We start from the raw sequence: 25,431 nt of genomic DNA, 5'->3' as shown, positions 1-25,431 counted from the left end.
CGGGTCCGTTGATCCGCCAGGGGTCGAGGTGACGAGGACAGGGCCGAACAGGGGTTTCACAATGTGGTTATCGCGTAAAGGGCGCGTCAAATATTAGGTAAGGTAACGAAGTACCTGCCGATCTTGCCGGACTTGTCGCCTGGAGGAACGTTCCGCCTGGCGCCTTGAGGAAAGGGCCGCCCGCTGACCGTCCACACGCTCAATGAGCTCCTGCTGGTCTGCTCGCTCGTGCTGCTCGTCGCCGTCGCGGCGGTACGCATCTCTTCACGCAGCGGCCTCCCCAGCCTGCTCATTTACCTCGGCATAGGCATCGCGATAGGCCAGGACGGCATCGGCAACGTCGTCTTCGACAACGCCGAACTGACTCAGGTCATCGGTTACGCCGCGCTCGTCGTGATCCTCGCCGAGGGTGGTCTGGGCACCAAGTGGAAACAGATCAAGCCCGCCCTGCCGGCCGCGATCGTCCTGTCCCTGGTCGGCGTCGCGATCAGTGTCGGCGTCACGGCGGCCGGCGCGCACTACCTGGTCGGACTGGACTGGCGCCAGGCCCTGCTGATCGGCGCGGTCGTCTCCTCGACCGACGCGGCGGCCGTCTTCTCCGTCCTGCGCAAGGTGCCGCTGCCCTCGCGGATCACGGGCGTGCTGGAGGCCGAGTCGGGCTTCAACGACGCCCCCGTCGTCATCCTGGTCGTCGCCTTCGCGACCGTCGGCCCGGTGGACCAGTGGTACGTCCTGCTCGGCAAGATCGCCCTCGAGCTGGCGATCGGCGTCGCGATCGGCCTGTCGGTGGGCTTCATGGGGGCGTACGGCCTGCGGCACGTGGCCCTGCCCGCCTCCGGCCTCTACCCGATCGCCGTGATGGCGATCGCCGTGACGGCGTACGCGGCGGGCGCGATGGCGCACGGCTCGGGCTTCCTCGCCGTCTACCTGGCGGCCATGGTGCTCGGGAACGCGAAGCTCCCGCACTGGCCGGCCACGAGAGGGTTCGCCGACGGGCTCGGCTGGATCGCCCAGATCGGCATGTTCGTCCTGCTCGGCCTGCTGGTCACCCCGCACGAGCTGGCCCAGGACTTCTGGCCCGCCGTGATCATCGGGCTGGTCCTGACGATGGTGGCGCGGCCGCTGGAGGTCTTCGTCAGCCTCCTGCCGTTCCGGCTGCCCTGGCAGGAACAGGCCCTGATGTCGTGGGCGGGGCTGCGCGGCGCCGTGCCCATCATCCTGGCGACCATCCCGATGGTGACCGGGATCGAGGGCAGCGACCGCGTCTTCAACATCGTCTTCGTGCTGGTCGTCGTCTACACCCTGGTCCAGGGACCGACCCTGCCCTGGCTCGCGCGCAAGCTGGAGCTCGGCGCCGGCGACGAGGGCGCCGCCGACCTGGGGATCGAGTCGGCGCCGCTGGAGAAGCTGCGCGGGCACCTGCTGTCCTTCGCCATCCCGGACGCCTCCCGGATGCACGGCGTCGAGGTGAGCGAGCTGCGGCTGCCGCCGGGGGCGTCGGTGACGCTGGTGGTCCGGGACGCGAAGAGCTTCGTACCGCTGCCGTCGACCGTACTGCGGCGCGGGGACGAGCTGCTGGTGGTGGCCACGGATCCGGTACGGGACGCGGCGGAGGCCCGGCTGCGGGCGGTGGCGCGGGGCGGCAAGCTGGCCGGATGGCTCGGCACGGGCTCGAACGGGGCTTGAGCGGGGCCGGTCCCGGACTTGAACAGAGAGTTAGAGCGCCGTTCTAATTCTGTGTTTTCGGGGGTTTGCATGCCGTTTCACCCTGCTTTGAAGACCCGAGGAAGGCGAACTTCCGGTTAATCGCAGGTGAAGGCACATTCTGTCACCGGAATCACAGGACGCTACGCGCGTACTACCTGTACGATAAAGGCACACCACATCGAACCAACTCTGCCTGACGCAGAGCTGGCGCGACCGCAAAGCGGCCGTGGCTCCCTCCCGCAGTGGGCGCCCAGGTATCACTCGGTTCTGCGCAAGAGGACAGCTCTCGGGGCTCCCACATGTACGGGTGCGGTCGCTCACGAGGCGGCACACCGTCCGCAGACGGGGACGCTCTACCAGGCAGCGGAAAGGCCAGGCCGTGACATCCGCGGTCACGACCGACAAGTCCGCACGCCCCGGTTACGGGCAGCTCCTGCGCACGCCCGGCGCCATCGGCTTCGTTCTCCCGGGATTCGCCGCCCGGCTCCCGTTCGGCATGCTGACCATCAGCATCCTGCTGCTCGTGCAGCACACCACCGGCTCCTACGGCAGCGCCGGCATCGTCGCCGCCGTCACCGGTGTCTCGATGGCGCTGTCCGCCCCGGTGATGGGCAAGCTCACCGACCGCCGCGGCCAGAGCGCCGTCCTGGTCCCCGTCGTCCTCATGCACTCCGCCGCCGTCATCGCCCTCGTGGTGCTCGCGCTGCTGGGCGCCCCCGTGTGGGCACTGGCGCTGGCCGCCGTCCCGGCCGGCGCCTCCGTCCCGCAGGTCGGACCGATGGTCCGGGCCCGCTGGGCGGCCAGGCTCGAGGGCTCCCCGCTGCTGCCGACGGCCGCCGCGTTCGAGTCCGTCACCGACGAGTTCACCTTCGTCGTCGGCCCGGTGCTGGCGACCGCCCTGTGCACCGGCGTCCACCCGGCCGCCGGTCTGATCACCGAGGCCGCCCTCACGTTGGCCGGCGGTCTGGTCTTCGCGGCCCAGCGCGCCACGCAGCCCAAGCTGCACGCCGCCGCGGCCGAGGGCCAGAAGCATGCCTCCGCGCTGTCCTTCCCGGGCCTGCGCGTCCTGATCGTGGCCTTCCTCGGCATCGGCGCCGTCTTCGGCGGCATGCAGGTGTCGCTGGCCGCCTTCTCGAACGAGATCGGCAACCCCGGTGCGAACGGCCTGCTCTACGGCGTCTTCGCGGCCGGCAACATGACCGCGGGCATCGCCTGCGGCGCCATCGCCTGGAAGATCGGCCCGCGCCGCCGGCTGCTGCTCGGCTACGCCGGCCTCACCGTGGCCGCCTCGGTCCTGTGGACCGCCCACTCGATGGTCCTGCTGGGCGCGCTCGGCCTGGTCGTCGGCCTGTGCATCGCCCCGGCCCTGATCACCGGCTACACGATGATCGAATCGCTGATCCCGGCGAACGCCCGGACCGAGGCCTTCACCTGGCTGACCGGCGCGGTCGCCTTCGGTCAGGCCACCGCCGTGACCCTGGCCGGCCGTCTGACGGACGCGCACGGGTCCTCGTACGGCTTCCTGGTGCCCATGGCGGGCACCGTGCTGGCGCTGGCGACCCTGCTCGCGCTGCGCTCGAAGCTGGCTCCGAAGGCCCCGAGCCGGATCATCAGCTCGTCGGCGGGATCGCCTGCGGCCGCTGCTCCGGAGGTCCCTGGTGCGCGGGTGAACGAGCGTGGTCTCGGTCACCGCGTGCCGGTGACGGTGGACTGATCGGCCGGAATACGTCACCATGGAACGTCGTTAGCACTCATCGAGTCAGAGTGCCAGGAGGAAATTCGTGCCGACCTACCAGTACCAGTGCACCGAGTGCGGTGAGGGCCTTGAGGCCGTGCAGAAGTTCACCGATGACGCACTGACCGAGTGCCCGAACTGCCACGGACGCCTGAAGAAGGTGTTCTCCGCGGTCGGCATCGTCTTCAAGGGATCCGGTTTCTACCGGAACGACAGCCGTGGCGCTTCGTCGAGCAGCACCCCTGCCTCGAAGCCGTCGACGCCTGCCGCCCCGGCCGCTTCGTCGACGTCCGCCGCGTCTTCGACGTCGAGCTCGAGCAGCAGCTCCACGTCGGCTGCCTGATCTCCGATCCCGTCCGTTCTTCGCAAGGCCCCGTCGCCCCTTCCGGGCGGCGGGGCCTTGTGCATGCCCGGTTAGGGTGGCCGCATGGCTAACGCAGAGATCGGTGTCATCGGCGGCTCGGGGTTCTACTCCTTCCTGGAGGACGTCTCCGAGGTCCGGGTGGACACCCCGTACGGGCCCCCGAGCGACTCCCTCTTCTTCGGCGAGCTGGCCGGGCGGCAGATCGCCTTCCTCCCGCGCCACGGCCGCAGCCACAAGGTCCCGCCCCACAAGATCAACTACCGGGCCAACCTGTGGGCGCTGCGTTCGGTGGGCGTACGCCAGGTGCTCGGCCCGTGCGCGGTCGGCGGGCTGCGCACCGAGTACGGTCCGGGCACGCTGCTCGTCCCCGACCAGCTGGTCGACCGTACGAAGTCCCGCGCCCAGACCTTCTTCGACGGCGAGCCGCTGCCCGACGGCACCGTGCCGAACGTCGTGCACACCACCTTCGCCGACCCGTACTGCCCGGTGGGCCGCTCGGTGGCGCTGGCGGCGGCGCGGGGCCGGGCGTGGGAGCCCGTGGACGGCGGCACGATGGTCGTGGTCGAGGGCCCGCGCTTCTCGACGCGCGCCGAATCGAAGTGGCACGCGGCGATGGGCTGGTCGGTCGTCGGCATGACGGGCCACCCGGAGGCGGTCCTCGCGCGCGAGCTGGGGCTCTGCTACACGTCGATGGCGCTGGTCACCGACCTGGACGCGGGCGCGGAGACCGGTGAGGGCGTGTCCCACACGGAGGTCCTGAAGGTGTTCGGCGAGAACGTGGACCGTCTGCGCGAGGTCCTCTTCGACGCGGTGGCGGCGCTCCCGGCGACGGAGTCCCGCGCCTGCCTGTGCACCCACGCCCACGACGGCTGGGACCTGGGCATCGAACTCCCGTAACGGGCCCTGCCTGCCTGCCGCCACGAGGATCCCGGGAGGAATCCGAGGCGGGCTGTCACATTCCGGAGGGCTGTCCGGTCTCGGCTGGTGAAGGACCGCCGAGACCGACCCTCCAGGAGGCGACCGCCATGTCGCGCATTTCGCTCACCCCGCCCCGCACCCTCCTCATGCGCATCGGCGCCTGGTACTCGCGCCGCAGGTACGGCAAGGTGCTCGACCCCGGCCAGGCGTACGGGCACAACGCGCGCGTGCTGTTCACGTACGTACGCCTCGAGCAGCAGGCGGCGAAGTGGCACGCCCTCGACGCCGGGCTCAAGCACCTCGCGGTGATGGCGGCGGCGGCCCGGATCAACTGCTCGTGGTGCATGGACTTCGGCTACTGGGAGGGCCTGGAACGGGGGCTTTCGGCGCGGAAGATCGGGCAGGTGCCGCGGTGGCGGGAGAACCGCGGGGCCTACACGGAGCTGGAACAGCTGGTCATGGAGTACTCCGAGGCGATGACCGAGACCGAGCCGTCGGTGACGGACGAGCTCGCCGCCGAGCTGATCGCGCGCCTGGGAGAGGCGGCGTTCGTCGAGCTCACCGCGATGGTCGCGCTGGAGAACTGGCGCTCGCGGGCCAATCGCGCCTTCGGCCTGACCAGCCAGGGTTTCTCCGAGGCCTGCGAGATCCCGGCCCGGCCGTGAACCGCAGCGTGGCGGGTCCGGGCGGGCGGTCAACGGCCCCGGGCGGGCCTCACTCCCCCGCGACGCGGAGCAGCAGCTTGCCGGTGGTGGTGCGGGTGTCCATCAGGCGGTGCGCCTCGGCGGCCCGGTCGAGGGGGAACTCGGCGGTGACCGGCAGTTGGACCTTGCCGCTCGCGGCGAGCCGGAAGGAGTCGGCGGCGAGGGCGCGCAGCGCCCCGGGGTCGTCCTGGGCGAGGGTGAGGACGGAGAAGCCGCCGACGGAGAGTCCGCGCGGGTTGAGCTCGGGCTGGCCGACCTGCCAGGGTGCGGCTCCGCCGGCGTTGCCGTAGGCGACGAGGCGGCCGTAGCGCGCGAGCGAGTCCAGGCTGCGGCGGAAGGTGTCGCCGCCGACGGGGTCGAGGGCGAGGTCGACTCCGCGGCCGCCGGTGGCACGGAGCACGTCCTCGGTGAAGCCGTCGCCGACGAACACCTCGTCGTAGCCGTACTTGAGGGCTTCCGCGGCCTTTTCGGGGCGGGAGACGACGCCGTAGACGGCGCGGGCTCCGGCGAGCCGGGCGACCTGGGCGGCAACGGTTCCGATGCCGCCGGCCGCGCTCTGGACGAGTACGGTCTCCCCGGCGCGCAGCCGGCCGACCTCGTGGACGAGCCCCTGGACCGTGGGCAGGACGGTCGGCAGGGTGGCGGCGGTGCGCAGGGAGATGCCCTCGGGGAGTGCGAAGACGGTCGCGGCGGGGGCGACGGCGACCTCGGCGTAACCGCTGTGCGAGGTGAGGGCGGCGACCTCCTGTCCGGGGCGCAGGCCCGCGACTCCGGGGCCGACGGCCCGGATGCGGCCGGAGATCTCGAGGCCGGGGCGGAAGGGCAGGGCCGGGACCCGGTAGCCGTGGGCCCGGGCCAGGACGTCGGCGAAGTTGACTCCGGCGTAGGCGACGTCGACGGTCACCTCGCCGTGGGCCGGCTCCGGTACGGGGACCTCGGTGGCGTGGAGGACCTCGGGTCCGCCGAACTCGTGGAACTCGACTGCGTGCATGGCTGTACCCCCGGCTAGACTGTTCGATGAAAAGCGAACACTGCGGTGACGTGACTGTACGGTTTTCATCGAACATTCCGCAAGAGCGCAAGCACTGCAGGGAGGAACCGCGATGGGGAACCGGGCCGAACCCGAGCACACCCACCCCGACGACGTGCCCGTCCAGGCGGCCCTCGCCGCGCTCGCCGACCCGGTGCGGATGCAGCTCGTACGGGAACTCGCGGGTGCGGGCGACTGGGAGCGCAGCTGCGGCACCTTCGACGTGCCCGTGGGCAAGGCGGCCCTCAGCCACCACTTCGCGGTGCTGCGCGGCTGCGGGCTGCTGGAGCAGCGCGACCAGGGGCGGGGGCGCGTCAACCGGCTGCGGCGCGCGGAGTTCGAGGCCCGCTTCCCGGGGCTGTTGGGCCTGGTCCTGCGCGAGGAGAGCACCGGGGCCTGACGGGCACTCACCCCTGTGGGTGACGACGTTGTCCACAGGCTGGGGATCATCCACAGGCGCGAGCGGGATACGGCGGGGCGGCGGATCGTGAGGGGTGTCCGGGCGCCGGCCCGGACACCGGAACTCAGCTCACTGGTGGTGGCCGTCATGTCCAATACCTCGCGCCTCTCTTCCCTCTCGAGTCCGCCCGCTCCTTCCGCTCCTTCCGCTCTTTCCGCCCCCTCCACTCCCTCTCCGTGTCCCCCTGCGCGCCCGGTCCCGTCCTTTCCCCCGCTTCGCGTCGGCCGGGGCGGGGACCGGCTGCGCCGCGCGGTACGCCGTCGGCGGCGGGCCGCGTCGGCCGGGCTGGCCGTCCTGGCGGCAGCGCTGGCGGTGGTGGGCGGGACGGAGGCACAGGCTTCGCGGGGCGCCGCGCCGCCGGAGGTGAAACCGCCGCCCGCGGCGGTGCGGTGGGTGTCGGCGCCGGTGCGCATCGCGGACGCGGCGACGGTGCGGCTGCTGCGGCCCGGGGACCGGGTGGACGTGGTGGCGGCGGAGCGCGCCGGCCCGCCGCGGGTGGTCGCCGCGGGCGCCCGGGTGGTCGAAGTGCCCGAGCCGGAGAAGGGCGTTGGGGACGGCGGGGGGCTGGTGGTCCTGTCGGTGCCCCGGGACACCGCGCGGGCTCTCGTGGGGGCGGGCGCTGTGGCACGACTGGCGGTGACGTTGTGCTGAATCGGACGGCCGTGCAGTCAAGTCACCACAAGACGGGCACCGATTGGACACGCCGTGCCCGGACTGCCGTAGCTTTCGGAACCGTTGGCTCCATGTTCGGCGGATTCGAAGAGAGGCTCAGTGGTGAGCGAGAAGAAGAAGGAGAGCGTCCTGGCAGGCTTCAAGGCCTTCCTGATGCGCGGCAACGTGGTCGACCTGGCGGTGGCGGTCGTCATCGGCGCCGCGTTCACGAACATCGTGAACTCGGTGGTGAAGGGGATCATCAGCCCGCTGGTGGGCGCCGTCGGCACGAAGAGCCTGGACGGCTACACGTCCTGCCTGAAGGACCCTTGCGGCATCGACGCGAAGGGGGAGCCCACGGGCGTGAACATCCTCTGGGGTTCGGTGCTGAACGCCGCACTGACCTTCCTGATCACGGCCGCGGTCGTCTACTTCCTGATGGTGCTGCCGATGTCGAAGTACCTCGCCAAGATGGAGCAGCGCCGCCGGGCCAAGGAGGGCGTCCAGGAGACCATGGAGATCACCGAGCTGGTGGTCCTCAAGGAGATCCGGGACGAGCTGATCGCCCAGCGCAGCCAGAATGGCCAGGGCGGGTACGGCGGCCAGGGCGGCCAGGGCGGGTATGGGGGCCAGGGCGGCCAGGGCGGCCAGGGCGGCCAGTACGGTCACCCCGGCTCGGGGTACTAGCAGGTCAGATGTGGTGCGGCGGCTTCTCGTCGAGGAAGCGGGCCAGGTCTGCGGTGCTCCCGCCGGCGGGCTGCCGCTCGCCCCAACCGCGGTCGGTGTCGTCCGCGGACTGCTGGTCCAGCGGGTCGTCGAAGACGAGCCGGGGCCTGGGCTTCGCCGCGGGCGCGGCCTCGGGCCGGGAGGCGGGCTGCGAGGACTGCGGGTCGGAGGCGGGGGCGGTGCTCATGCCTCCAGGGTACGGCCGCTCCCGGCCCGCCCTCCGGCCCCGCCCCGGCTCTCGCCCGGGCACCGGCCCCGGCGCGGGGTCAGCTGGGAGCCTCGGCGCCCTTGCGGGCGTAGAACCACCAGCACACGGCCAGGCAGGTCGCATAGAAGCCGATGAAGAGGCACAGGGCGTTCGTGACGGCCATGGCCGCGAACATGGCGGGGATGAAGAAGAACCCGTAGGCGGCGATGGCGGAGGAGAAGCCGGTGACGGCGCCCGCCTCCCTCTCCGACTGCTTCAACGCTGCGGCCTGCGCCTGCGGCCCCTTCCCCTCGGCGTCCCGCATGTGCTGGTCCCGGAAGATCACCGGAATCTGCCGGAAGGTCGATCCGTTGCCCAGCCCGGAGAAGGCGAAGGCGGCGAGGAAGCCGGTGAGGAACGCCCAGAAGCTGCCCTGGTGGCCGTCCGAGGGCAGCGCGAAGATCACCACGGCCAGCGCCGCGGCCATGCCGGCGAAGGACAGCATGGTGACCCTGGCTCCGCCGATCCTGTCGGAGAGCCGGCCGCCGGCCCACCGCATGAGCGCGCCGACGAACGGGCCGATCCAGGCATAGGTGGTGGCCTGGTGGCCCTGCGCCTCGAAGTTGTTCTTGATCAGCAGGGGCAGGCCGGCGGCGAAACCGATGAACGACCCGAAGGTGCCGACGTAGAGCCAGGTCATCAGCCAGTTGTGCTTGCGCTTGAAGATGACCTTCTGCTGGCTGAAGGGGGCCGCGGACACCCTGAGGTCGTTCATCAGGAACCAGGCGAGCAGCGCCATGACCACCAGCAGCGGCACCCAGAGGAACGCGCCGTTCTGGAGCCAGATGTCGGTGTTCGCCTTCGCGTCGTGCTGCGGGCGGCCCGCCGGTGCGCCCAGCACGGCGGCGGTGACCACCAGCGGGGCGACGAGCTGGACCACGCTCACACCGAGATTGCCGAGGCCGCCGTTGAGGCCGTTGGCGCTGCCCTTCTCCCGCTTGGGGAAGAAGAAGCCGATGTTCGCCATCGAAGAGGCGAAGTTGGCGCCGCCGATACCGCAGACGGCCGCGATCAGGGCCAGCTCCCCGTACGGGGTGCCGGTGTCCTGGAGTGCGAAGCCCAGCCACAACATGGGCACGACCAGGATGACCGTGCTGAACGCGGTGAACTTCCGCTCGCCGAAGTTCGGCCCGATGAAGGTGTACAGGATCCGGAAGGTGCCGCCGGTGAGGCCGGGGATGGCGGTCAGCCAGAACAGCTGCGACTTGGAGAAGCCGAAGCCCACGTCGTTCAGTCTGACCACGGTGACCGACCAGACCTGCCAGACCACGAAGCCGAGCATCAGCGCGGGGACGGAGACCCAGAGGTTGCGCCGGGCGACCGTCCGGCCGGTGGACTGCCAGAAGTCCTCGTCCTCGGGCCGCCAGTCGCCGATGGTGGCACCGGGCCGGTAGCTCTCCCGGCGCTGGGAGCGCACCGGGGACGGAACGGGCGTGGGCGTCGGCGTGGACATGGTCATCGGTCCTTCGGGTCGAGGAGCCACAGTCCCAGCACGGCGAGGAAGGAAAGGACCAGGAATCCCGCCCCCCACCAGGCCGTGCCGGTGTTGCCCTCCATCCACTCGTCGACGGTCACCGTGAGCGCCCAGAGCTGGCCGATCACGACGGTGAGGGCCAGGGTCAGACGGAGACCGACCTCCCGGCCGGCGGGAGGGTCCCGGCCCCCGGCGGCTCGGTCGGACGCGGAGGCACGGGCGGGGGCGGCGGCTCGGCCGCGAGGACGTCTGAGGGCTCGGACACAGCACCACGCTAGGCGGTATGCACAGTGTGGGCCCGTTATGAGGGAGTTGTGGGTGGGCCGGACGGGTGAGGCCCGGACGGCTCAGACGGCGGTCTTCACGGCCGCCGGGTACGCGGGTGTGCAACACTCCCGCCCGGCTTGTCGGCGCACCCGGCGCCGGATCGGGCGCCTGCGCGCCTCGCCTGCCGGCCGGCGTACGGCTGATGTCCTGGCGGTATGACGTACGTACCGATGACCTCCCGCAGCCGGCACGAGAGCCACCGGGCCTCGACCCCGCTGGAGCTGTTCTTCGACCTCTGCTTCGTCGTCGCCGTGGCGCAGGCCGGCCGGCAGCTCGTCCACGCGCTCGCCGAGGGCCATTTCGGCGCCGGCATCACCGGCTACCTCTTCGTGTTCTTCGGGGTGTGGTGGGCCTGGATGAACTTCACGTGGTTCGCCTCTGCCTACGACGTCGACGACGTCCCGTACCGGATCGCGACCCTCGTGCAGATCGCCGGTGTGCTCATCTACTCGGCCGGGATCCCGCGCGCCTTCAACGACAACAATTGGACCATCTGCGTCCTCGGCTACGTGGTGATGCGGCTCGCGCTCACCCTGCAGTGGCTGCGCGCCGCCGCCGGGGAGCAGGGGCCGGCCCGGCGCACCGCGCTCACGTACGCGATCGGCCTGCTGGTCTGCCAGGCCGGCTGGGTGGCGCTGCTCGCCGCCCCCGAGCACTCCCGCAGGTGGCTGTTCCTGACCCTCGTGATGGTCGAGCTGCTGATTCCGGCCGTCGCCGAGCGCAGCTACCAGACCCAGTGGCATCCGCACCACATCGCCGAGCGGTACGGCCTGTTCACCATCATCGTGCTCGGCGAGACCATCGCCGCCAGCACGGTCGCGGTCCAGTCGGCGATCGACGAGCACGAGGCGCTGGGCGAGCTGCTGCCGATCGCCGCCGGCGGACTGCTGCTGGTCTTCGCGGCCTGGTGGATCTACTTCGCCGTTCCCGCGCACGACCGGCTGCGGGGCAATCGCGAGGCCATCCCGTGGGGGTACGGGCACTACGTGATCTTCGCCTCGGCCGCCGCCATCGGGGCCGGCCTCGAAGTGGCGATCGAGCACGCGGTCGGCAAGGCCCACATCTCGGCCCTGTCCGCCCATCTCGCGGTGTGCATCCCGGCAGCGCTCTTCCTGGCCTTCGTCTGGCTCCTGCACTCCCGCCACTTCAAGCGGGGCGCCGCCCAGCAGCTGGTGCTGCCGCTCACGGCGCTGGCCATCCTCGCCTGCGCGTGGACCGGCGCGCAGGCAGTGCTCTGGGCCGGGCTGGTCGCCTCGGCCTCCGTTGCGGTGGGCGTGACCTTGGCCCACCGGGAGCGTTCTGGTGCGTGAGGACGGCGGGCGCCGTGGCCGCGGCGGCCAGGGCGAGCGCGCCGGCGACAGGGAGAAGAAACGATGAAGGTCCCGGTACAGCGGTACGCGGACACGGGCGCGGCGGTGGCGGAGTACGGGGAGCTCGCCGACCCGGCGTTCTGGCAGCAACCCCCGGCGGCCCGGCTCGCGGCGTTCGCCCGGCTGCGGGCGCTGGAGTCCCCGGTCTACGTGCCCGAGGGCAAGGGCCGCGGGCACTGGGCCCTCGTACGGCACGCGGACGTACAGGAGGCGAGCCGGCTCCCCAAGGTGTTCGCCAGCGCGCCCGGCGTGACCACGCCCGAGCCGGCCCGGTGGGTGCGGGCGCTGTTCGGGGACTCGATGGTCAACCTGGACGGCGCCGACCACGCACAGCTGCGCAAGATCGTGCAGCGGGCGTTCACACCGCGGCTGCTGGCGGCGGCCGAGCAGGACATCCACGCGGTGGCCGCCCGGATCGTGGACGACGTACTGGCGGACGAGCCCGACGAGTTCGTCTCGGCCGTGGCCTCGCGGCTGCCGCTCGAGGTCATCTGCAACATGATGGGCATCCCGGAGCGCTACCGCGCCGAGATCGCCGACCGCGTCAACCACGCCTCGGAGAACATCGGCGTCGAGCGGGGCCTGGCCTCGCGGCTGCGGATGCCCGGTCGCGGGCTGCGGGCCCTGGCCAAGATGCAGCGGATGGTCGCGGGCATCGGCCGGGAGCGGCGCAAGCACCCCACCGACGACCTGATCTCGGCGCTGGTCTGCGCCGATGTGGACGGGCAGGCGCTGAACGCCCGCCAGCTCGGCGCGTTCTTCTCGCTGCTGATGGTGGCCGGGGTGGAGACCACGCGCAACGCGATCACCCACGGGCTGACCCTGCTGACCGACCATCCAGAGCAACGGGACCTGCTGCTCGGGGACTTCGAGACGTACGCGGACGGCGCGGTGGACGAGATGATCCGGCACTCGACGCCGATCATCCAGTTCCGCCGGACGGTGGCCGCCGAACACACCCTGGGCGGGCACCTGTTCCGGCCCGGCGACAAGGTGGTGCTGTACTACGCGTCCGCCAACCGCGACGAGGCCGTCTTCCCCGACCCGGACGCCTTCGACATCACCCGCTCGCCCAATCCGCACCTGGGCTTCGGCGGCGGAGGCCCGCACTTCTGCCTGGGCGCGCACCTGGCCCGGGTGGAGATGAAGGCCCTGTTCCGCGAACTGCTGACCCGTCCGGTCGGACTGCGGGCGGTGGGGCTGCCGGACCTGGCGGGCTCGAACTTCGACAACCGCGTCCGCTCGCTCCGCTTCGCCTTCGAACGCCCGTAGGGCCCCCGGGTCCCGCAGGTCCCCGGGAGGGGAGACCGGCCACCGGGCAGGCTGGGAGCCCGGCGGCCGGAGCGGGGGCTCCGTCCCGGGGGCCTGCTACTGCAGGCGCCGGACCGCGAGCACGCAGTGGGCGCTGCCCGTGAGCACGGCCTCGTCCCCGGCGAACTCCTGGAGGGTCTTCGGCTCGACCGGCTGGCCCGGGACGGCCTCGGGCCAGGCGCGCGTGGCGAACAGGAAGTAGGCCTGGCCGCTCTCGTTCGCCGCGGCGACCCACTCGTCCGGGGCGGTGCAGGTCGCGTTCAACCCGGGCAGGGTCAGCGCGACCTGGTTGTCCGCCAGCACGATCTGCACCGGGAAGGCCGCCGGGTTGCGGGTGCCGTCCATGACCACGTCACCGATGGGCAGGCCGATCTCCTCCAGCAGCCCGCGGGCGGCCTTCTCCCCGGCCTCCCGCCCCTGCGGACCGTCGCCGAGGGTGTAGGCGAGCAGGTACGGGATGTCGTGGCCCTCGGAGGGGTCGCCGATCCAGGCGAGCACGGAAAGGGTGCCGAGCTGGGACCGGTCGATTTCGGCTTGAGTTGAAGTCATGCGCCGCACCCTAGTGGTCTCTCCCGCGACCCTTTCAGGCCTTTCACCCGGGCGGGCTAGACGGCCCAGAATCCCTCTCCGGAATTCGCCTGCATGTTCGCGTCCTGATACTGGAGACGCACAATGCGCGCCTTTTCCGGGATTTCGAACACCACCCACCCCTCGGCCCGCTCACCGACGGCGAGGGAATCGAAGACGAGCGGTTTGCCCGTGGTCAGTTCGCCGGTCGCCGCCACCGGGTGGCGACCCCCCGCGCTGTCGTACGCCCACATGCGCCCGAGGGCCCCGTACGAGGCGCCGCCGACGTTGACGAACGACATCGAGGCGGCCACCCAGCGCTTGCCCGCGGGTGGCGCGTAGTCCTTCTCCACGCTGACCGCGGGGTCGACGTACGCGGTGAGCACGGCCTGGAGGTGCCGCCCCATCTGGCGGCCGTGGACCCGTACGGAGTCACCCACATGGGCATCCTTCGCGGCCTGGGCCGCCCCCGGGGCCGCGGCGGCCGGGTCCTCCTCGGCGCCCGGCGCGCCGTCGTCCACCGGGACGGCGGGCGCCGCGGCCGGGGCGAGCGCAGCTCCCTCGGGGGCGTCGGAACAGGCCGTGGCACCGAACAGCAGAAGGGGCAGGAGAGCGGCGGCGAGGACGGAAGCGGACTGGCGCATACGTGATCCCTTCGGGGACCTTCGGGAGGTATTCCGGCCAGTCTCACGCGCCCGAGCGGGCAATTGCACACACCGACACGAGTGTGCGGAAGGAGTTGCCCGCCATCTGCCAGCACAATGCGTTTCGGCGCTTTTGTGCCGACCCACCCCCCATGGAGGATTCATGCGCGTTTCCACCCGCCGGCTGGCCGTCACCGTGCTTTCCGCGCTGGCCGCGGCCACCGTATTCACCACTCCCGCCGGGGCCCGGTCCCACGGCGATGAGATTTCCGTACAGAAATTCGGTCACATCTCCGACGACGGCCACGTCACCCTGTTCGGCACCTACACGTGCCGGCCCTCGTCACCCCGTGGAGTGCAGATCCAGGTCACCCTCGTGCAGGACGGAACCCGCCTGGGCTTCGGCGGCGGGGAGGCCGTCTGCGACGGGGCGGAGCACGACTGGTCCGCCGGCACCTCGCTGCGCCTGACCCCCGACGTGCACCCGGGTGCGGCCGGCGTGGAGGCCCGGCTCCAGTCGGCGAGCCTGCACTCCCAGATGACCCTGCGCGTGTCCTACCTGGCGCAGACGGAGCGGGACGTCCAGCTGGAGGCCAGGCACCGCTGACCCGGCCCGACCCGGCCCGGGGCCGGTAGCCGCCGCTACCGGCAGGCGGGCGCCACGCCGGTCATCGACATGAACGCAACGGTCCGGCAGCCGGTATCGGGATGCGGGCGCCCCGTCGTACGGTGCGCGGCCGTCGGGACCCCGACGGCCACCAGGAGCAGCGCGAGCAGAGCGGTCGTGGCGCCCCTGCCCGGCCGCTTGTTCAGCCGGGGCACGGCAGGATCCGTGTCCATGCGGTCGTCCGTTCCATGGACCGCATCATCACTCCACCCCCGCCATCCCACAACTCGGCGTGACCATCCGGTCACTCCGCGCCTGTCACCCCCCGTGCCCGTCACCCCATGCTCCGGACGCTGCCCGCGACGTCGAACTCGCACCACACGGCCTTGCCGTCACCCCGGGACTCCACTCCCCAGTGCGTGGCCAGCGCGTCCACCAGCAGCAGCCCGCGCCCGGTGGTGGCGGCCTCGCCCGGGGTGCGCCGGCGCGGCCAGACGCTGGAGCGGTCCTTCACCCACAGCCGGATCCGCCGGACCGGCTCCGGCAGCACCTCCATGGTCAGCACCGCCCCGCCGTCCGTGTGCAGCAGGGCGTTGACCAGCAGTTCGCCGGCGGCCAGTTCCACGTCGTCGGCGAGCTCCGGCATGCCCCAGTCGCGCAGCGCCTGGCGCAGGGCGTAGCGGGCCTCCGAGAGACCCTCCGGGTCCGCCTGGTGGATGTACTGGTGGATCCGCGGGGCCCGGTGGGTGCCCGGGTCGGGGGCCCTGCGCAGCACGAGCAGGGCCACGTCGTCGCCGGAGCCCCAGCGCTCCCAGAGCCGGTCCGAGAGGTGGTCGGCGAGCGCCCCGGCCTCCTGCGGCCCGCTGCGCACGGCGTGCGAGAGGGCCTCCATGCCCTGGGTGATGGCCGTACCGGGCTCCTCCACCAGGCCGTCGGTGCACAGCACCAGCGTCTCCCCGGGGACCAGGTCGAGCCGGGTCTCGGGAAAGTCCTCCTGTTCGAAGACCGAGGCCAGGCCGAGCGGCAGCCCGCCGCGCACGTTGGGCCAGCCCGTGCGTCCGTCCGTGTGCCGGATCAGCGGCCCGAGATGGCCCGCGCGGACCGCCCGTACACCGCCGGTCTCCAGGTCCACCTGTGCGTACATGCAGGTCGCGAAGCGCTCGGTGTCCAGTTCGGCCAGGAAGCGCGAGGCCCGGGCCAGCACGGTCGACGGCGGATGCCCCTCCCCCGCGTACGCCCGCAGCGCGATCCGCAGCTGGCCCATGATCGCCGCCGCGTGCGTGTCGTGGCCCTGTACGTCGCCCACGACGATGCCGACCCGGTCGCGGGGCAGCGCGATCACGTCGTACCAGTCCCCGCCGACCTCCCGCCCGCTCCACGCGGAGTGGTAGCGGACCGCGATCTCGCCGCCGCTGATCTCCGGGATCCGGCGCGGCAGCATCGAGGCCTGCAGGCCGGTCGCGAACTCCCGCTCCTGGTCGAACAGGAGGGCCCGCTGGAGGGACTGCGCCACGATGCCGGCCAGGCCCAGGCACAGGTTGCGCTCCTCCGGGCTGAACTCGCTGCGCCGCCGGTAGAACAGCACGAGCCCGCCGATGGCCTTGGCCTGGGCGATCAGCGGCAGGTAGGCGGCGGCGTCGAAGCGGATCCGGCGCAGGTAGTCCGCGAGCAGCGGGAACTCACCCGCCAGGTCGGTGAGGGAGGTGACGAAGCGCGCCTTGCGGGTGAGCACCGCCTGCGAGAGCGGCAGCGAGCCGTCCAGCCGGGTGAACTTCCGCTCGCTGAGGATCTCCAGCGACTCCCCGCTCAGCGCGATGATCTTGATGGCGCCGTTCTCGACCAGCCCCAGGGCCAGCCCGTCGGCACCGAGCCGCTCCAGGGCTCCCGCCCCGGTCAGCGTGGCCGTGACGTCGTCCACGGTCACCGCCCGCGACAGCGCCTCCGTCGTCCGCTGCACGATGGTGGCCTGCTGGGCCCGCGCCGACTCCAGCTTGCGCAGGATGGTGGCGTGCGCGAGCTCGGCCGTCGCGTCCCGCACGATCCCGATGATCCGCTGGGGCCGCCCGTCGGGATCCCGCATGATCCGGCCCTGCGTGTGCGTCCACTGGTCGACGCCGTCGCGCCGCTGCACCGTGAAGTACGAGCCGTACGTCTCCGCGCCGCCGTCCAGGGCGGCCTGCGTGGATTCCGCCAGCAGGGCACTGTCGCCGGCGGGGATCCGCAGCCCCAGCCCCTCCGGGGTGTCGCCGAACTCCTCCCGCTCGAGGTCGAAGACCACGAGCCCGGCCGCGTCCAGCAGCAGCGTCCCGGCCTCCAGGTCCCACTCGAAGCTGCCCATGCCGTTGAGCGCGAGCCGCTCCCCGGGCCCGGTCACAGGGTCCCGCCGGCCCTGCTCGGATCTGTCGCGCTCCGCCGCTGCCACGAGAACACCACCTAACGGCCGGGCCAGCACGGCTGGGAGATCAGCCGCTCCCACTCCTCGTCAGGATGCCCCGGAAGGGTGCGCCCGGCCTCCTGCCAGCGCTTGACGAGGGACAGGTAGATGGTCGGCTGGTCCGGTGCCGCATGCGCGGGAGGGGCGTACGGCGAGGCGGTCCTGGGCGGGGCGGCCCGGGCCGTGGCAGCCCTGGGCCCGGCGGGCTGCTCCGCCCGGCTGGCGGGAATGCGCACCCAGCCACGGCCCTGTGCTCGCTGCTCCGCACTCATCGCGGACCCCTCTCGACCTCACCGCAGAGACGTCTTCGGATGCCCGGCACCGGCCCGGTCGGGCCGTACGGTCCCGGCGGAGCCCGCCGGCCTGCGCCGGGCGCCGAGGCGCTTTCGGACTCCTCCGACCAGTCTCCCCGCCGTGAACCCCGCACCGTGCACGAATCGCATGGAAGGGCCGAATGAGGGAGCCGTCAGCAGCCCCGCGAAGAACAGCCCGGGCCAGGAGGACTCGAAACCGGCGCTCAGCTCCGGCGTGCCGCTGTCCCCGACGGTGTCGAGGGCGGCCCGCAGCCGGGCGTCCAGCAGCTCCAGCCGGCCCAGGTGCGGGGTGAACCCGGTGGCCGCGACGACGTGCGCGACGTCGAGTACGACGGACTCCCCGGCCGCGGTGGTCAGTCCGAGCCGGGTCCGCTCGCCCACCGCCACCGCCCGGTGCAGCCGGTGCCCCAGCAGCACCGGGACGCTCCGCTCGAAGCGGTCCCGCAGCCACCAGGCCCCGGCGGGCCCGAGCGCGGTCGCGGCGATCCGCTCTCGGGTCGGCGCGGGCAGCCGGCGCACCGCCCAGGGCAGCTCCGACCACACCCAGCTGCGCCAGCCGGTGCCGAGGCCGCTGTGCGGATCCCGCAGGGCGCGCACGACCGGGCGCTCCAGCGGCTGGGGCACGGTGTTCCAGTTCAGCCGGGACCGGCGGGCGACGAGACAGGGCCGGGCCCCGTTCTCGGCCAGCAGGGCGGCGGTCTCCAGGGCCGCCTGCCCGGCCCCGACCACCGCGACCTCCCGGCCGGCGAACCGGGCCAGGTCGCGGTGGCCGCTGCTGTGCGAGCAGTGCCGGGGGGGCAGGTCCCGCAGCGCCTCGGGGAGGTGCACGAACGGCATCACCCCGACCGCGATCGCGACCGTCCGGGCGAGCAGCGGCGGCCCCTCGGCGGTGCGGATCAGGAAGCCGTCGCCCTGCGGGCTGACCTCGGTGACCGTCACCTCCTCCACCTCGGGCGCGGCGTGCCGGGCGAACCACATGCCGTACGAGCTGAAGGTGCCGATCGGGAGCGGGCTGCCGTGCTCGGCCGCCCGCCCCCGGGTGGCGCAGTACGCGGCGAGGGTGTGCCGTCCGCCGGGCGCCGACAGGTTGGAGGACCAGGGCTCCGACTTCAGGTACATGCCCTCGGGCATGTGGTCCCGCCACGAGGCCATGGGCCGCCCGAGCACCCGTACGCCGAGCCCCGCCGCCGCCGCGTGCGCGGCGATCGACAGCCCGTACGGCCCGGCGCCGACCACGACGAGATCGTCCACCTGCGTCACCCCTGTCCCTCGAGTCTCTTGGCCCCCCAGCCCGTGCCAGTGCCTCCGGCGGTACGCGTGACGGGCCCTCGCGGCGCCGGAGGCGGGGACGGGGGCCGGGGCGGGTGGCGCGGCGGGGGCGGGTGGCGCGGCGTCATCGGGTCACCAGTTCGTCCGGTTCTGCGGGGGCGGTCGGCGGGGTCAGGTCGCGGGCACGCTGGCGCGGGGCGCGGACCACGGCCCGGGCCGTGCGGCGGCCGTGCGCCGGGACACCGCGCAGGGCGCGCACACCCTTCCCCGCGCCCCGGCCCAGGAACGCGGCGAGCATCGCGAGGAACGGCACCGGGTCGTCGGCGGCGAACCAGGCCGCTTCCACCCGGCCCCGCTCCACCCGCGGCGTCACCCGCACCGGCCCGGGCCTGCCGCCCGCGGCGCGGCCCTGCCCGGTCCCGGCGTCCCCGGGTGCCGAAGGGGACGGGAGCGGCGGGCGGGCCGGGGACCGCCAGGGGAGCCGGCGGCCGCGGACCGACGCCAGCAGGGCGTAGTTCTCCGCGACGAACACCCGGCCCGGGCCGCCTGCGGGCTCCGGGACCCGTTGCCCCGTCAGATCCAGGTACATCGCCTGGACCACGTCCAGCCCGCCCGCGTCGGTGAACAGCCGGAACTGCGCGCCCGGCCGCGGGTTGAAGTCCACCAGCCGGAAACAGCCCTTCTCGTCCCGGCGGAAGTCCAGGTCCAAGATCCCCTGGTAGCCCAGCCGTTCGGCGAGCCGCAGCCCCGCCTCCTCCACCGCCGGGTCCGGCAGCCAGCGCCCCACCGCCGTCAGCCCCGTCCGCACCGGCCAGGACAACTCCTTGCGGCCCGACCCCGCGAGCAGCGGGTGACCGCCCCGGGCGAAGGCGCCGTGGAAGAACCAGTCCGTGTCCGTCCCGGCCGGCAGGAACCGCTGGAGCAGCAGCCGGCTCCCGGCCTCCGCCGTGCGCTCGTACAGGCGGCGCGCCTCGGCGGCGGTGTGGACGAGCGTGGTGCTGCGCAGCCCGCCGCCCGGGGGCAGCAGCCAGGGCCGGCTCCACTTGGCCACCACCGGCAGGCCGAGGCGCCATGCGGCCTCCGCCGCCTCGGCCCCGCTCGCCGGGATCACCGTCTCCGGATGCGGGATGTCCCAGCGCGCGCACAGCCGTGACAGCTCGGCCTTGTCCGCCACCCGCGCGGGCAGCCCGTCGGGTTGATGGGGGATCCGGAACCGCCCGTCCAGCATCGGCGCGATCCGCGCGACGGCGATGGCGCTCAGGTCGTCCATCGCGATGAGCACCGCCGGCCGGCCGATCCGCTCCGACACCCCGACCAGGCACTCCAGCAGCGTCTCCGGAGCCTCGGGGTCCAACCCCCCGGACGGCCCGGGATGTACGGCGTGCAGATAGCGCGAGCGCCCCATGGGACCTCCCCCGGCCTCGACGACGGCATGGACCTCCACGCCCCTGCGTCCAAGAGATCTGACGGCACCGAGGGTTCCGTGGTGGAACGGATTCCGATCGAGTCTGAGCACTACAGCGGGCACATGGCCGTCGAACGCGTGCATGGGAACGGTGTCTTTCACCTAGTCGGACCAAACGGGGAGGATGCGCAGCTGCGAATGGCCTATGCAGCGGTCACCGGACAGGCCATTCGTCAGATGTGATGCCTAACGTCTTCGACAAGCACACCGATTCAGGAAAGCTCGGGAGACGCCATGCCCAGACCTCACCGCCGACTGGCGAGCACCTGCATCGGTACGGTCACGGCCGGACTGCTCGCCACCGGGGCCGCACTCGCGGCCCCGGAGAGGGAACAGCCCAAGGGCTCCGACATCGCCATGGGCGCCTTTCTCGACTCCGGTCCGCCCGGAGTCGCCCGGATCCCGAACCTGTCGCGCTGGCTGGGCGGCAAGGAGATCCGGGTCGGCCACACCTATCTGCCCGGGGACCGCTGGGCCCGCATCGAGTCCCCCGACTTCCTGGAGGCGTGGGCCGAGTGGCGCCGCGCCAAGGCGGACCGGGTCTTCGTCCTCAACGTGCCCATGCAGGAGCACAACGAGGACCGGGTCCCCGACCGCCAGGTGGCCCAGCTGATCCGGGCGGGCGCGCAGGGCGAGTTCGACCGGCACTTCGAGAAGCTCGCCGAACGGCTGGTGGCACTGGGCGTCCCGGACACGGTGATCGTGCTCGGCTGGGAGATGAACGGCGCCACGTACACCCACCGCTGCGCGCCGGACCCGGAGGGCTGGAAGGAGTACTGGCGGCGGATCGTCAACACGATGCGCTCCGTCCCCGGTGCGGAGTTCAAGTTCGATTACGCCCCCAACCGCGGGTCGGACGCGATCGGCTGGACCAAGTGCTACCCGGGCGACGACGTGGTCGACATCGTCGGCATGGATTCGTACGACCAGGCTCCCGGCAGGACCTTCGACGAGATGGTCAAGCAGCCGTACGGGCTCCAGCAGCATGTGGATTTCGCGAAAGCGCACGGCAAAGACATCTCGTACCCGGAGTGGGGGCTGTTCCGGCACGGGGACAACCCGGAGTACGTCCGGCGCATGCTGAAGTGGATCGAGCAGCACAAGCCGCTCTACCACACCATCACGGACTACTGCCCGCACGGCGTGTGGCAGTGCAAGCAGAACCCGAAGTCCACGAAGGCCTTCCGCGGCGCGCTCGCGCCCCAGCGCCCGGACCCGGTCCCGACGCCCGTCGTGCCCACGCCGGTCATCCCGACGCCGGTCGTGCCCACGCCCGTCGTGCCGACCCCGGTCGTACCGACGCCGGTGATCCCGACCCCGGCCGTGCCGAGCCCGCAGATCCCGACCCCCCAGGTCCCCGTGCCCTCCCCGGCCTTCCCGTCGCCGGAGATCCCGGAGGTCCCGGTGATCCCGAGCCCGCAGGTCCCGGTTCCGGTCCCGTCGCCGCAGGCCCCGAGCACGAGCCCCGAGCCCGTGCCCGTCCCCGAGCCCGTCCCCGAGCCCGTTCCGGTGCCCGTGCCCTCGCCTGCCGTGCCCTCGCCCGAGGTCCCGGCACCCGAGAGCCCCGCCCCCGAGCCCGTGCCCGTGCCCTCGCCGGCGGTCCCGTCGCCCGAGACCCCGGTGAACCCGAGTCCGGACCCCGTCCCGGTCCCGGTCCCGTCGCCGGAGATCCCGGTCCCGAGCCCCGTCCCGAGCCCGGCCGTGCCGAAGCCCGAGCCCGTCGAACCGCCCGCCAACAGCACGGAGTGGTGCGTGCCGATCAACTTCGGCGAGTGGCTCTCCAAGCTGGTCGGCAAGCAGTCGGTCTGCGTCAAGATCGACTGGGGCAAGGACTCCGGCTTCTGGCCCTGGTAGACCCGTCATCGGACCCGCAGTTCGTTGAGCCGCGCCCGCCAGTCCCTGGCGGCCGGCAGGGCCTCGCGCAGCGCGTCCACCGCCCGCTCGCGCCCCGTCACCTGCGATTCGTGCAGGCGCAGCAGGGGCGCGAGCGACGTCCTGGCCAGCAGGAACCGCTGGTTGACCACCGTCTCGGGCCGCCAGTGGTTCTTGTACGGCTCGTTGCCGCGCAGGAAGCTCACCACCGGGCGGCCCTCCGCGATGGCGCGACCGGCCTCGTAGCGCAGCAGCAGCGTCGCCACGTCCACCTTCCGGGTCCTCAGGTCCGGGTCCGCCCCGTACAGGTAGCCGCCGCTGAGCGCCCCCGACAGCAGGGTGACGTTGGCCGCCACCACCTTCCCGTCCAGCCGGAACTCGGTCAGCCGGCCCTCGCCGACCCGCACCATCCGCCGGGTGGCCCGGGTCAGGTGCTCGGCGAAGCGCGGCCTCAGGTGCTCCGGGGTCACCCCGCGGCCGCGCCACTGCTTCTCGTGGAGCCGCAGCAGGGTCCGTACGGCACGCGGCACTTCCTGTTCGGTGACCTCGTGCTCCTCGATCCCGGCCGCGTCCGTCTTGCGCAGCTTGGCCCGGACCCGCTGGGCGCCGGAGGCCGGCATCCGCTTGACCAGCTCGTCGAACGGCAGCGCGGGCAGCTCCATGCAGGTGGAGTCGGCGAGCCGGCTGCGGATCCCGGGCCATTGCCCGAACAGCGCCTCGGCGGCGGCCCCGGGCCGTACCTCGCGCAGGTCGACGACCGCGCCGCGGGCGGCCCGGTGCAGGCCGCGGACCAGCGCCGGGACGACCTGGTCGGCGTACTCGGCGGCCACCAGGACGTCGAAGTAGTCGGTGATGCCGCCGCCGAGCGGTACCAGGAGCGGCAGCGGCCGGTGGACGAGCATCAGCGCGCACGCGCCGACGAGTTCCTCGCCGCGCCGTACGAGCACGATCCGCAGCCGCCCGTCCCGGCCGTACGAGAGCCACCAGGAGTGCAGCCAGGCGTGGCTCTGGAAGGGGGTGGCGGTGGGACAGGCCCGGAAGAGCCGGTTCCACGGCTCTTCCAGCGCGGCGAACTGCCGGGGGTCGCGGCACAGCGTCACCGACAGGGCCCCGGCGGAGCCCGAAGTCATCGCACGGACTCCTTCTCCTTGGTCTCGTTGTGGTCGCCCTGCGCGGGCAGGGAGGCGTACTCCTCGACGACCGGCTGCTCCTCGGCCCGGCCCTCGGGCCGCCGGCCGCGGCCGGGCCGGGCCAGCAGCCACAGCCCGCCGAGCAGTCCGCCGGCGCACAGCCCGACGGCCCCGCTGACGGTGGCGGACGGCGAGGCGGGGTCGCTCGGCGCGACGGCCTGGTTGAACAGCAGCAGCTGGACGCCGGTGTTCTTGGCGGCCTGATTGCTGCTCAGCGAGAGCGCGTCGGCCACGGCGTTGGCGATGTCCGCGGCCTCGGTCGGGCTCTTCGACGTCCCCGTGATGGCGATCATCGGGGACTCGGGGGAGGTTTCGGCGCGTACCTGCGTACGGAGCTGCCGGGCGCCGATGCCCGCGCGGGGCTGGGCGTACGCGAGGGTGGAACTGCTGGTGGCGATGCGCGCGTACGCCTGGGCGAAGCCGAGGGCGGTGGCCGGCTCGGTGGTGTCGTCCGGAACGGCGACGACGTAGCTGGTGGCGGCGTACTCGGGCGCCTTGAGCACCCCGTACGCCCCGCCCGCGGCCAGCCCCAGCACGGCGACGACGGGCAACGGCCACCACGCGGGCGGCGGCAGCAGCCGGGCCCTGCGACGACGGCGGTCGGTCTTCTTCTGATCGGCGGTGTCAGCCATCTACGTGCCTTCCTGGAGGAATGGAGTTCTTTCGGGCCCCGCGTCGGGAACCCCTTCGGCGGTGCGTGAATCAACCGGCCGGCGGCATCTCCAGCCCCGCCGCCGCCTGCGCCGCGGGGCCGGGGGCCGAATTCAGCCCCGTCGGCATTTGAGGCGCGGGGTCCGGGGCGGCGCCCCGGGAGTCCGGGCCGCGGCCCGGAGCCGACCGCACCGCAGCGGGTTCCATGGCGCAGCCCGGCGATTGCGGCCCCGCCGGCGATCGAGGCGCGGGGGCCGGGGAGGCGGCGGCGCCACGGGCGGACAGGGCCAGGGCGTACACCGCGAGGAGCTGGTCCGCGCTGCGGGCGATGTCGTAGCGGCGGACCACCGGTGGCGGCGGCAGCCGCCTCGCTCCCGCCTCCATGTGCCCGCGCAGCGCCGCGACCAGCTCTTCCGTGCCCGTACCGATACGGCGGGCCCCGGGCGCCTGCGCCGCCGGCAGGTCGTCGATCGCCGGACAGGTGACGTGCAGCACGGGCAGCCCCGCGGCCAGGGCCTCCACGACCGCCAGCCCGAACGCCTCCTCCCGCGACGGCGACACGAACACGTCCATCGCGGCCAGCAGCGCCGGGATCCCGGACGTGCGCCCGTCGGCGCTGTCGCCCAGCGGGTCCCGCTCCCCCAGCAGGTGGATCCGGCTCTGCGCGCCCAGCTCCGCGGCCAGCCGCCGCAGCGCGGCCCGCTCCGGCCCGTCCCCGGCCAGCAGCAGATGCGCGCCCGGCAGCGCCGCCACCGCCCGGACCAGCGAATCGAACCGCTTGCCCGGCACCAGCCGCCCGACCCCGCCGACCACGAACGCCCGCTCGGGCAGCCCGCTCCGGGCCCGCGTGGCCCGGCGCACTCCCTCGTCGAAGCGGAAGCGCACGGCCTCGATCCCGTTCGGTACGACGTGCACCCGCGCAGCCGGCACCCCCCACTCCTCCAGCCGCGCCGCCACGCTGTCCGACACCGCCACGGTCGCCGCGCCCAGCCGCTCACTGGCCAGGTACAGGGCCCGCACCCCGGCCGTCAGCCGCCGGCCCTCGATCTCGCCCTCGCCGAGGGAGTGCTCGGTGGCCACGGTGGCCCCGACCCCGGCGAGCCGGGCCGCGAGCCGCCCGTACACGCAGGCCCGGTACAGGTGCGTGTGCACCAGGTCGTACTGCTCGCGCCGGATGAACCGGACCAGCCTCGGCAGCGCCCCCAGGTCCCGGTTGCCCCGCATGCCCAGGTGCACCACCCGGACCCCGTCGGCCCGCAGCCCCTCGGCCACCGGCCCGGGGTTGGTCAGCGTCAGCACGTCGCAGCGCATCGGCAGGTGCCGCAGCAGCAGCCGCAGTTGCTGCTCGGCGCCGCCGACCCCGAGCCCCGTGATGATGTGCAGCGCCCGCAGCG

The 25,431-nt window shown here is 72.9% G+C and carries 26 protein-coding genes; 12 read left to right on the top strand and 14 right to left on the bottom strand.

Annotated features, from left to right (window positions below):
* Nucleotides 1–228: 228 nt before the first annotated feature.
* From OG299_RS23375 to OG299_RS23355, 5 genes are all read left to right on the top strand, one after another.
* Nucleotides 229–1,686, top strand: a complete 1,458-nt coding sequence (locus tag OG299_RS23375) for a potassium/proton antiporter (RefSeq protein WP_399852002.1) — start codon at nt 229–231, stop codon at nt 1,684–1,686.
* A 400-nt stretch (nt 1,687–2,086) separates the two neighbouring features.
* Complete coding sequence (locus tag OG299_RS23370) at nt 2,087–3,421, top strand: MFS transporter (RefSeq protein WP_327362517.1); 1,335 nt, start codon at nt 2,087–2,089, stop codon at nt 3,419–3,421.
* A gap of 67 nt (nt 3,422–3,488) precedes the next feature.
* Entirely contained in the window at nt 3,489–3,785 is a 297-nt protein-coding gene (locus tag OG299_RS23365; RefSeq protein WP_266628534.1) for an FmdB family zinc ribbon protein, read from the top strand.
* Nucleotides 3,786–3,869: 84 nt separating this feature from the next.
* Nucleotides 3,870–4,703: an S-methyl-5'-thioadenosine phosphorylase gene (locus OG299_RS23360; RefSeq protein ID WP_266628532.1), complete on the top strand. Its 834-nt coding sequence runs from the start codon at nt 3,870–3,872 to the stop codon at nt 4,701–4,703.
* Nucleotides 4,704–4,831: 128 nt separating this feature from the next.
* Nucleotides 4,832–5,389: a carboxymuconolactone decarboxylase family protein gene (locus tag OG299_RS23355; RefSeq protein WP_327362516.1), complete on the top strand. Its 558-nt coding sequence runs from the start codon at nt 4,832–4,834 to the stop codon at nt 5,387–5,389.
* A gap of 49 nt (nt 5,390–5,438) precedes the next feature.
* Here the strand turns inward: OG299_RS23355 and OG299_RS23350 are convergent, their stop codons facing one another.
* Nucleotides 5,439–6,419, bottom strand: coding sequence for a quinone oxidoreductase family protein (locus tag OG299_RS23350; protein WP_327362515.1), 981 nt, complete (start codon nt 6,417–6,419; stop codon nt 5,439–5,441).
* 112 nt (nt 6,420–6,531) lie between these two features.
* Between OG299_RS23350 and OG299_RS23345 the strand changes: the two genes are divergently transcribed.
* The 3 genes from OG299_RS23345 (at nt 6,532) to mscL (ending at nt 8,256) form a co-directional block, all read left to right on the top strand.
* Nucleotides 6,532–6,858, top strand: coding sequence for an ArsR/SmtB family transcription factor (locus tag OG299_RS23345; protein ID WP_327362514.1), 327 nt, complete (start codon nt 6,532–6,534; stop codon nt 6,856–6,858).
* 147 nt (nt 6,859–7,005) lie between these two features.
* Nucleotides 7,006–7,569: a hypothetical protein gene (locus tag OG299_RS23340; RefSeq protein WP_327362513.1), complete on the top strand. Its 564-nt coding sequence runs from the start codon at nt 7,006–7,008 to the stop codon at nt 7,567–7,569.
* A gap of 123 nt (nt 7,570–7,692) precedes the next feature.
* Nucleotides 7,693–8,256 carry a large conductance mechanosensitive channel protein MscL gene (gene mscL / locus OG299_RS23335; protein WP_266628522.1) on the top strand — a complete coding sequence of 188 codons (564 nt, stop codon included), beginning with the start codon at nt 7,693–7,695 and terminating at the stop codon, nt 8,254–8,256.
* Nucleotides 8,257–8,260: 4 nt separating this feature from the next.
* Here the strand turns inward: mscL and OG299_RS23330 are convergent, their stop codons facing one another.
* The 3 genes from OG299_RS23330 to OG299_RS23320 form a co-directional block, all read right to left on the bottom strand.
* The gene (locus OG299_RS23330) at nt 8,261–8,482 is read right to left on the bottom strand and encodes a hypothetical protein (RefSeq protein ID WP_327362512.1); all 222 of its coding nucleotides are present in this window, start codon (nt 8,480–8,482) and stop codon (nt 8,261–8,263) included.
* Between the two features lie 79 nt (nt 8,483–8,561).
* Nucleotides 8,562–9,995, bottom strand: coding sequence for a NarK family nitrate/nitrite MFS transporter (locus OG299_RS23325; RefSeq protein WP_327362511.1), 1,434 nt, complete (start codon nt 9,993–9,995; stop codon nt 8,562–8,564).
* Nucleotides 9,996–9,997: 2 nt separating this feature from the next.
* Entirely contained in the window at nt 9,998–10,144 is a 147-nt protein-coding gene (locus OG299_RS23320) for a hypothetical protein (protein WP_327362510.1), read from the bottom strand.
* A 354-nt stretch (nt 10,145–10,498) separates the two neighbouring features.
* Here OG299_RS23320 and OG299_RS23315 point away from each other — a divergent pair, with 354 nt between their 5' ends.
* Both OG299_RS23315 and OG299_RS23310 read left to right on the top strand, forming a co-directional pair.
* Nucleotides 10,499–11,653 (top strand): low temperature requirement protein A, encoded by a 1,155-nt coding sequence (locus OG299_RS23315; RefSeq protein ID WP_327362509.1) that lies wholly within the window; start codon nt 10,499–10,501, stop codon nt 11,651–11,653.
* A 63-nt stretch (nt 11,654–11,716) separates the two neighbouring features.
* Entirely contained in the window at nt 11,717–12,985 is a 1,269-nt protein-coding gene (locus OG299_RS23310) for a cytochrome P450 (RefSeq protein ID WP_266628507.1), read from the top strand.
* A gap of 96 nt (nt 12,986–13,081) precedes the next feature.
* On the opposite strand, the gene OG299_RS23305 is transcribed toward OG299_RS23310, so the two are convergent.
* Both OG299_RS23305 and OG299_RS23300 read right to left on the bottom strand, forming a co-directional pair.
* Nucleotides 13,082–13,573 (bottom strand): DUF5949 family protein, encoded by a 492-nt coding sequence (locus OG299_RS23305; protein WP_327362508.1) that lies wholly within the window; start codon nt 13,571–13,573, stop codon nt 13,082–13,084.
* Nucleotides 13,574–13,629: 56 nt separating this feature from the next.
* Complete coding sequence (locus OG299_RS23300; protein ID WP_327362507.1) at nt 13,630–14,235, bottom strand: DUF4352 domain-containing protein; 606 nt, start codon at nt 14,233–14,235, stop codon at nt 13,630–13,632.
* A gap of 163 nt (nt 14,236–14,398) precedes the next feature.
* On the opposite strand from OG299_RS23300, the gene OG299_RS23295 reads away from it, so the two are divergent.
* On the top strand, nt 14,399–14,842 hold the full coding sequence (locus OG299_RS23295; protein WP_327362506.1) for a DUF6299 family protein: 444 nt from the start codon (nt 14,399–14,401) through the stop codon (nt 14,840–14,842).
* Nucleotides 14,843–14,877: 35 nt separating this feature from the next.
* On the opposite strand, the gene OG299_RS23290 is transcribed toward OG299_RS23295, so the two are convergent.
* The 5 genes from OG299_RS23290 to OG299_RS23270 form a co-directional block, all read right to left on the bottom strand.
* Nucleotides 14,878–15,075, bottom strand: a complete 198-nt coding sequence (locus OG299_RS23290) for a hypothetical protein (protein ID WP_327362505.1) — start codon at nt 15,073–15,075, stop codon at nt 14,878–14,880.
* A 101-nt stretch (nt 15,076–15,176) separates the two neighbouring features.
* Nucleotides 15,177–17,264 carry a SpoIIE family protein phosphatase gene (locus OG299_RS23285; RefSeq protein ID WP_266628498.1) on the bottom strand — a complete coding sequence of 696 codons (2,088 nt, stop codon included), beginning with the start codon at nt 17,262–17,264 and terminating at the stop codon, nt 15,177–15,179.
* 11 nt (nt 17,265–17,275) lie between these two features.
* Nucleotides 17,276–17,548 (bottom strand): hypothetical protein, encoded by a 273-nt coding sequence (locus tag OG299_RS23280; RefSeq protein WP_266628496.1) that lies wholly within the window; start codon nt 17,546–17,548, stop codon nt 17,276–17,278.
* Nucleotides 17,549–17,566: 18 nt separating this feature from the next.
* On the bottom strand, nt 17,567–18,841 hold the full coding sequence (locus OG299_RS23275) for an NAD(P)-binding domain-containing protein (RefSeq protein ID WP_327362504.1): 1,275 nt from the start codon (nt 18,839–18,841) through the stop codon (nt 17,567–17,569).
* Nucleotides 18,842–18,983: 142 nt separating this feature from the next.
* Complete coding sequence (locus tag OG299_RS23270) at nt 18,984–20,264, bottom strand: carboxylate--amine ligase (RefSeq protein WP_442817528.1); 1,281 nt, start codon at nt 20,262–20,264, stop codon at nt 18,984–18,986.
* Between the two features lie 294 nt (nt 20,265–20,558).
* Between OG299_RS23270 and OG299_RS23265 the strand changes: the two genes are divergently transcribed.
* Nucleotides 20,559–22,178, top strand: a complete 1,620-nt coding sequence (locus tag OG299_RS23265) for a glycoside hydrolase family 26 protein (protein ID WP_327362502.1) — start codon at nt 20,559–20,561, stop codon at nt 22,176–22,178.
* 5 nt (nt 22,179–22,183) lie between these two features.
* Here OG299_RS23265 and OG299_RS23260 read toward each other — a convergent pair whose 3' ends face one another.
* The 3 genes from OG299_RS23260 to OG299_RS23250 all read right to left on the bottom strand — a co-directional run bounded on the left by OG299_RS23260 (nt 22,184) and on the right by OG299_RS23250 (nt 25,429).
* On the bottom strand, nt 22,184–23,326 hold the full coding sequence (locus OG299_RS23260; protein ID WP_327362501.1) for a GNAT family N-acetyltransferase: 1,143 nt from the start codon (nt 23,324–23,326) through the stop codon (nt 22,184–22,186).
* Nucleotides 23,323–24,018, bottom strand: coding sequence for a YveK family protein (locus OG299_RS23255; RefSeq protein ID WP_327362500.1), 696 nt, complete (start codon nt 24,016–24,018; stop codon nt 23,323–23,325). Before OG299_RS23255 ends, OG299_RS23260 begins: the two co-directional genes overlap by 4 nt.
* A gap of 70 nt (nt 24,019–24,088) precedes the next feature.
* Nucleotides 24,089–25,429: a glycosyltransferase gene (locus OG299_RS23250; RefSeq protein WP_266633475.1), complete on the bottom strand. Its 1,341-nt coding sequence runs from the start codon at nt 25,427–25,429 to the stop codon at nt 24,089–24,091.
* Nucleotides 25,430–25,431: the final 2 nt, after the last annotated feature.

This window comes from Streptomyces sp. NBC_01296 (assembly GCF_035984415.1).
Lineage (GTDB): Bacteria > Actinomycetota > Actinomycetes > Streptomycetales > Streptomycetaceae > Streptomyces.
This window is presented reverse-complemented; position numbering and strand designations above follow the sequence as displayed.

Coding starts and splice junctions, on each gene's coding strand:
- OG299_RS23300 (WP_327362507.1), bottom strand. CDS start 14,235: ATGCGCCAGTCCGCTTCCGTCCTCGCCGCCGCTCTCCTGCCCCTTCTG.
- OG299_RS23295 (WP_327362506.1), top strand. CDS start 14,399: ATGCGCGTTTCCACCCGCCGGCTGGCCGTCACCGTGCTTTCCGCGCTG.
- OG299_RS23260 (WP_327362501.1), bottom strand. CDS start 23,326: ATGACTTCGGGCTCCGCCGGGGCCCTGTCGGTGACGCTGTGCCGCGAC.
- OG299_RS23305 (WP_327362508.1), bottom strand. CDS start 13,573: ATGACTTCAACTCAAGCCGAAATCGACCGGTCCCAGCTCGGCACCCTT.
- OG299_RS23340 (WP_327362513.1), top strand. CDS start 7,006: ATGTCCAATACCTCGCGCCTCTCTTCCCTCTCGAGTCCGCCCGCTCCT.
- OG299_RS23290 (WP_327362505.1), bottom strand. CDS start 15,075: ATGGACACGGATCCTGCCGTGCCCCGGCTGAACAAGCGGCCGGGCAGG.
- OG299_RS23280 (WP_266628496.1), bottom strand. CDS start 17,548: ATGAGTGCGGAGCAGCGAGCACAGGGCCGTGGCTGGGTGCGCATTCCC.
- OG299_RS23330 (WP_327362512.1), bottom strand. CDS start 8,482: ATGAGCACCGCCCCCGCCTCCGACCCGCAGTCCTCGCAGCCCGCCTCC.
- OG299_RS23360 (WP_266628532.1), top strand. CDS start 3,870: ATGGCTAACGCAGAGATCGGTGTCATCGGCGGCTCGGGGTTCTACTCC.
- OG299_RS23255 (WP_327362500.1), bottom strand. CDS start 24,018: ATGGCTGACACCGCCGATCAGAAGAAGACCGACCGCCGTCGTCGCAGG.
- OG299_RS23315 (WP_327362509.1), top strand. CDS start 10,499: ATGACGTACGTACCGATGACCTCCCGCAGCCGGCACGAGAGCCACCGG.
- OG299_RS23265 (WP_327362502.1), top strand. CDS start 20,559: ATGCCCAGACCTCACCGCCGACTGGCGAGCACCTGCATCGGTACGGTC.
- OG299_RS23355 (WP_327362516.1), top strand. CDS start 4,832: ATGTCGCGCATTTCGCTCACCCCGCCCCGCACCCTCCTCATGCGCATC.
- OG299_RS23350 (WP_327362515.1), bottom strand. CDS start 6,419: ATGCACGCAGTCGAGTTCCACGAGTTCGGCGGACCCGAGGTCCTCCAC.
- OG299_RS23310 (WP_266628507.1), top strand. CDS start 11,717: ATGAAGGTCCCGGTACAGCGGTACGCGGACACGGGCGCGGCGGTGGCG.
- OG299_RS23325 (WP_327362511.1), bottom strand. CDS start 9,995: ATGTCCACGCCGACGCCCACGCCCGTTCCGTCCCCGGTGCGCTCCCAG.
- OG299_RS23270 (WP_442817528.1), bottom strand. CDS start 20,264: ATGGGGCGCTCGCGCTATCTGCACGCCGTACATCCCGGGCCGTCCGGG.
- OG299_RS23345 (WP_327362514.1), top strand. CDS start 6,532: ATGGGGAACCGGGCCGAACCCGAGCACACCCACCCCGACGACGTGCCC.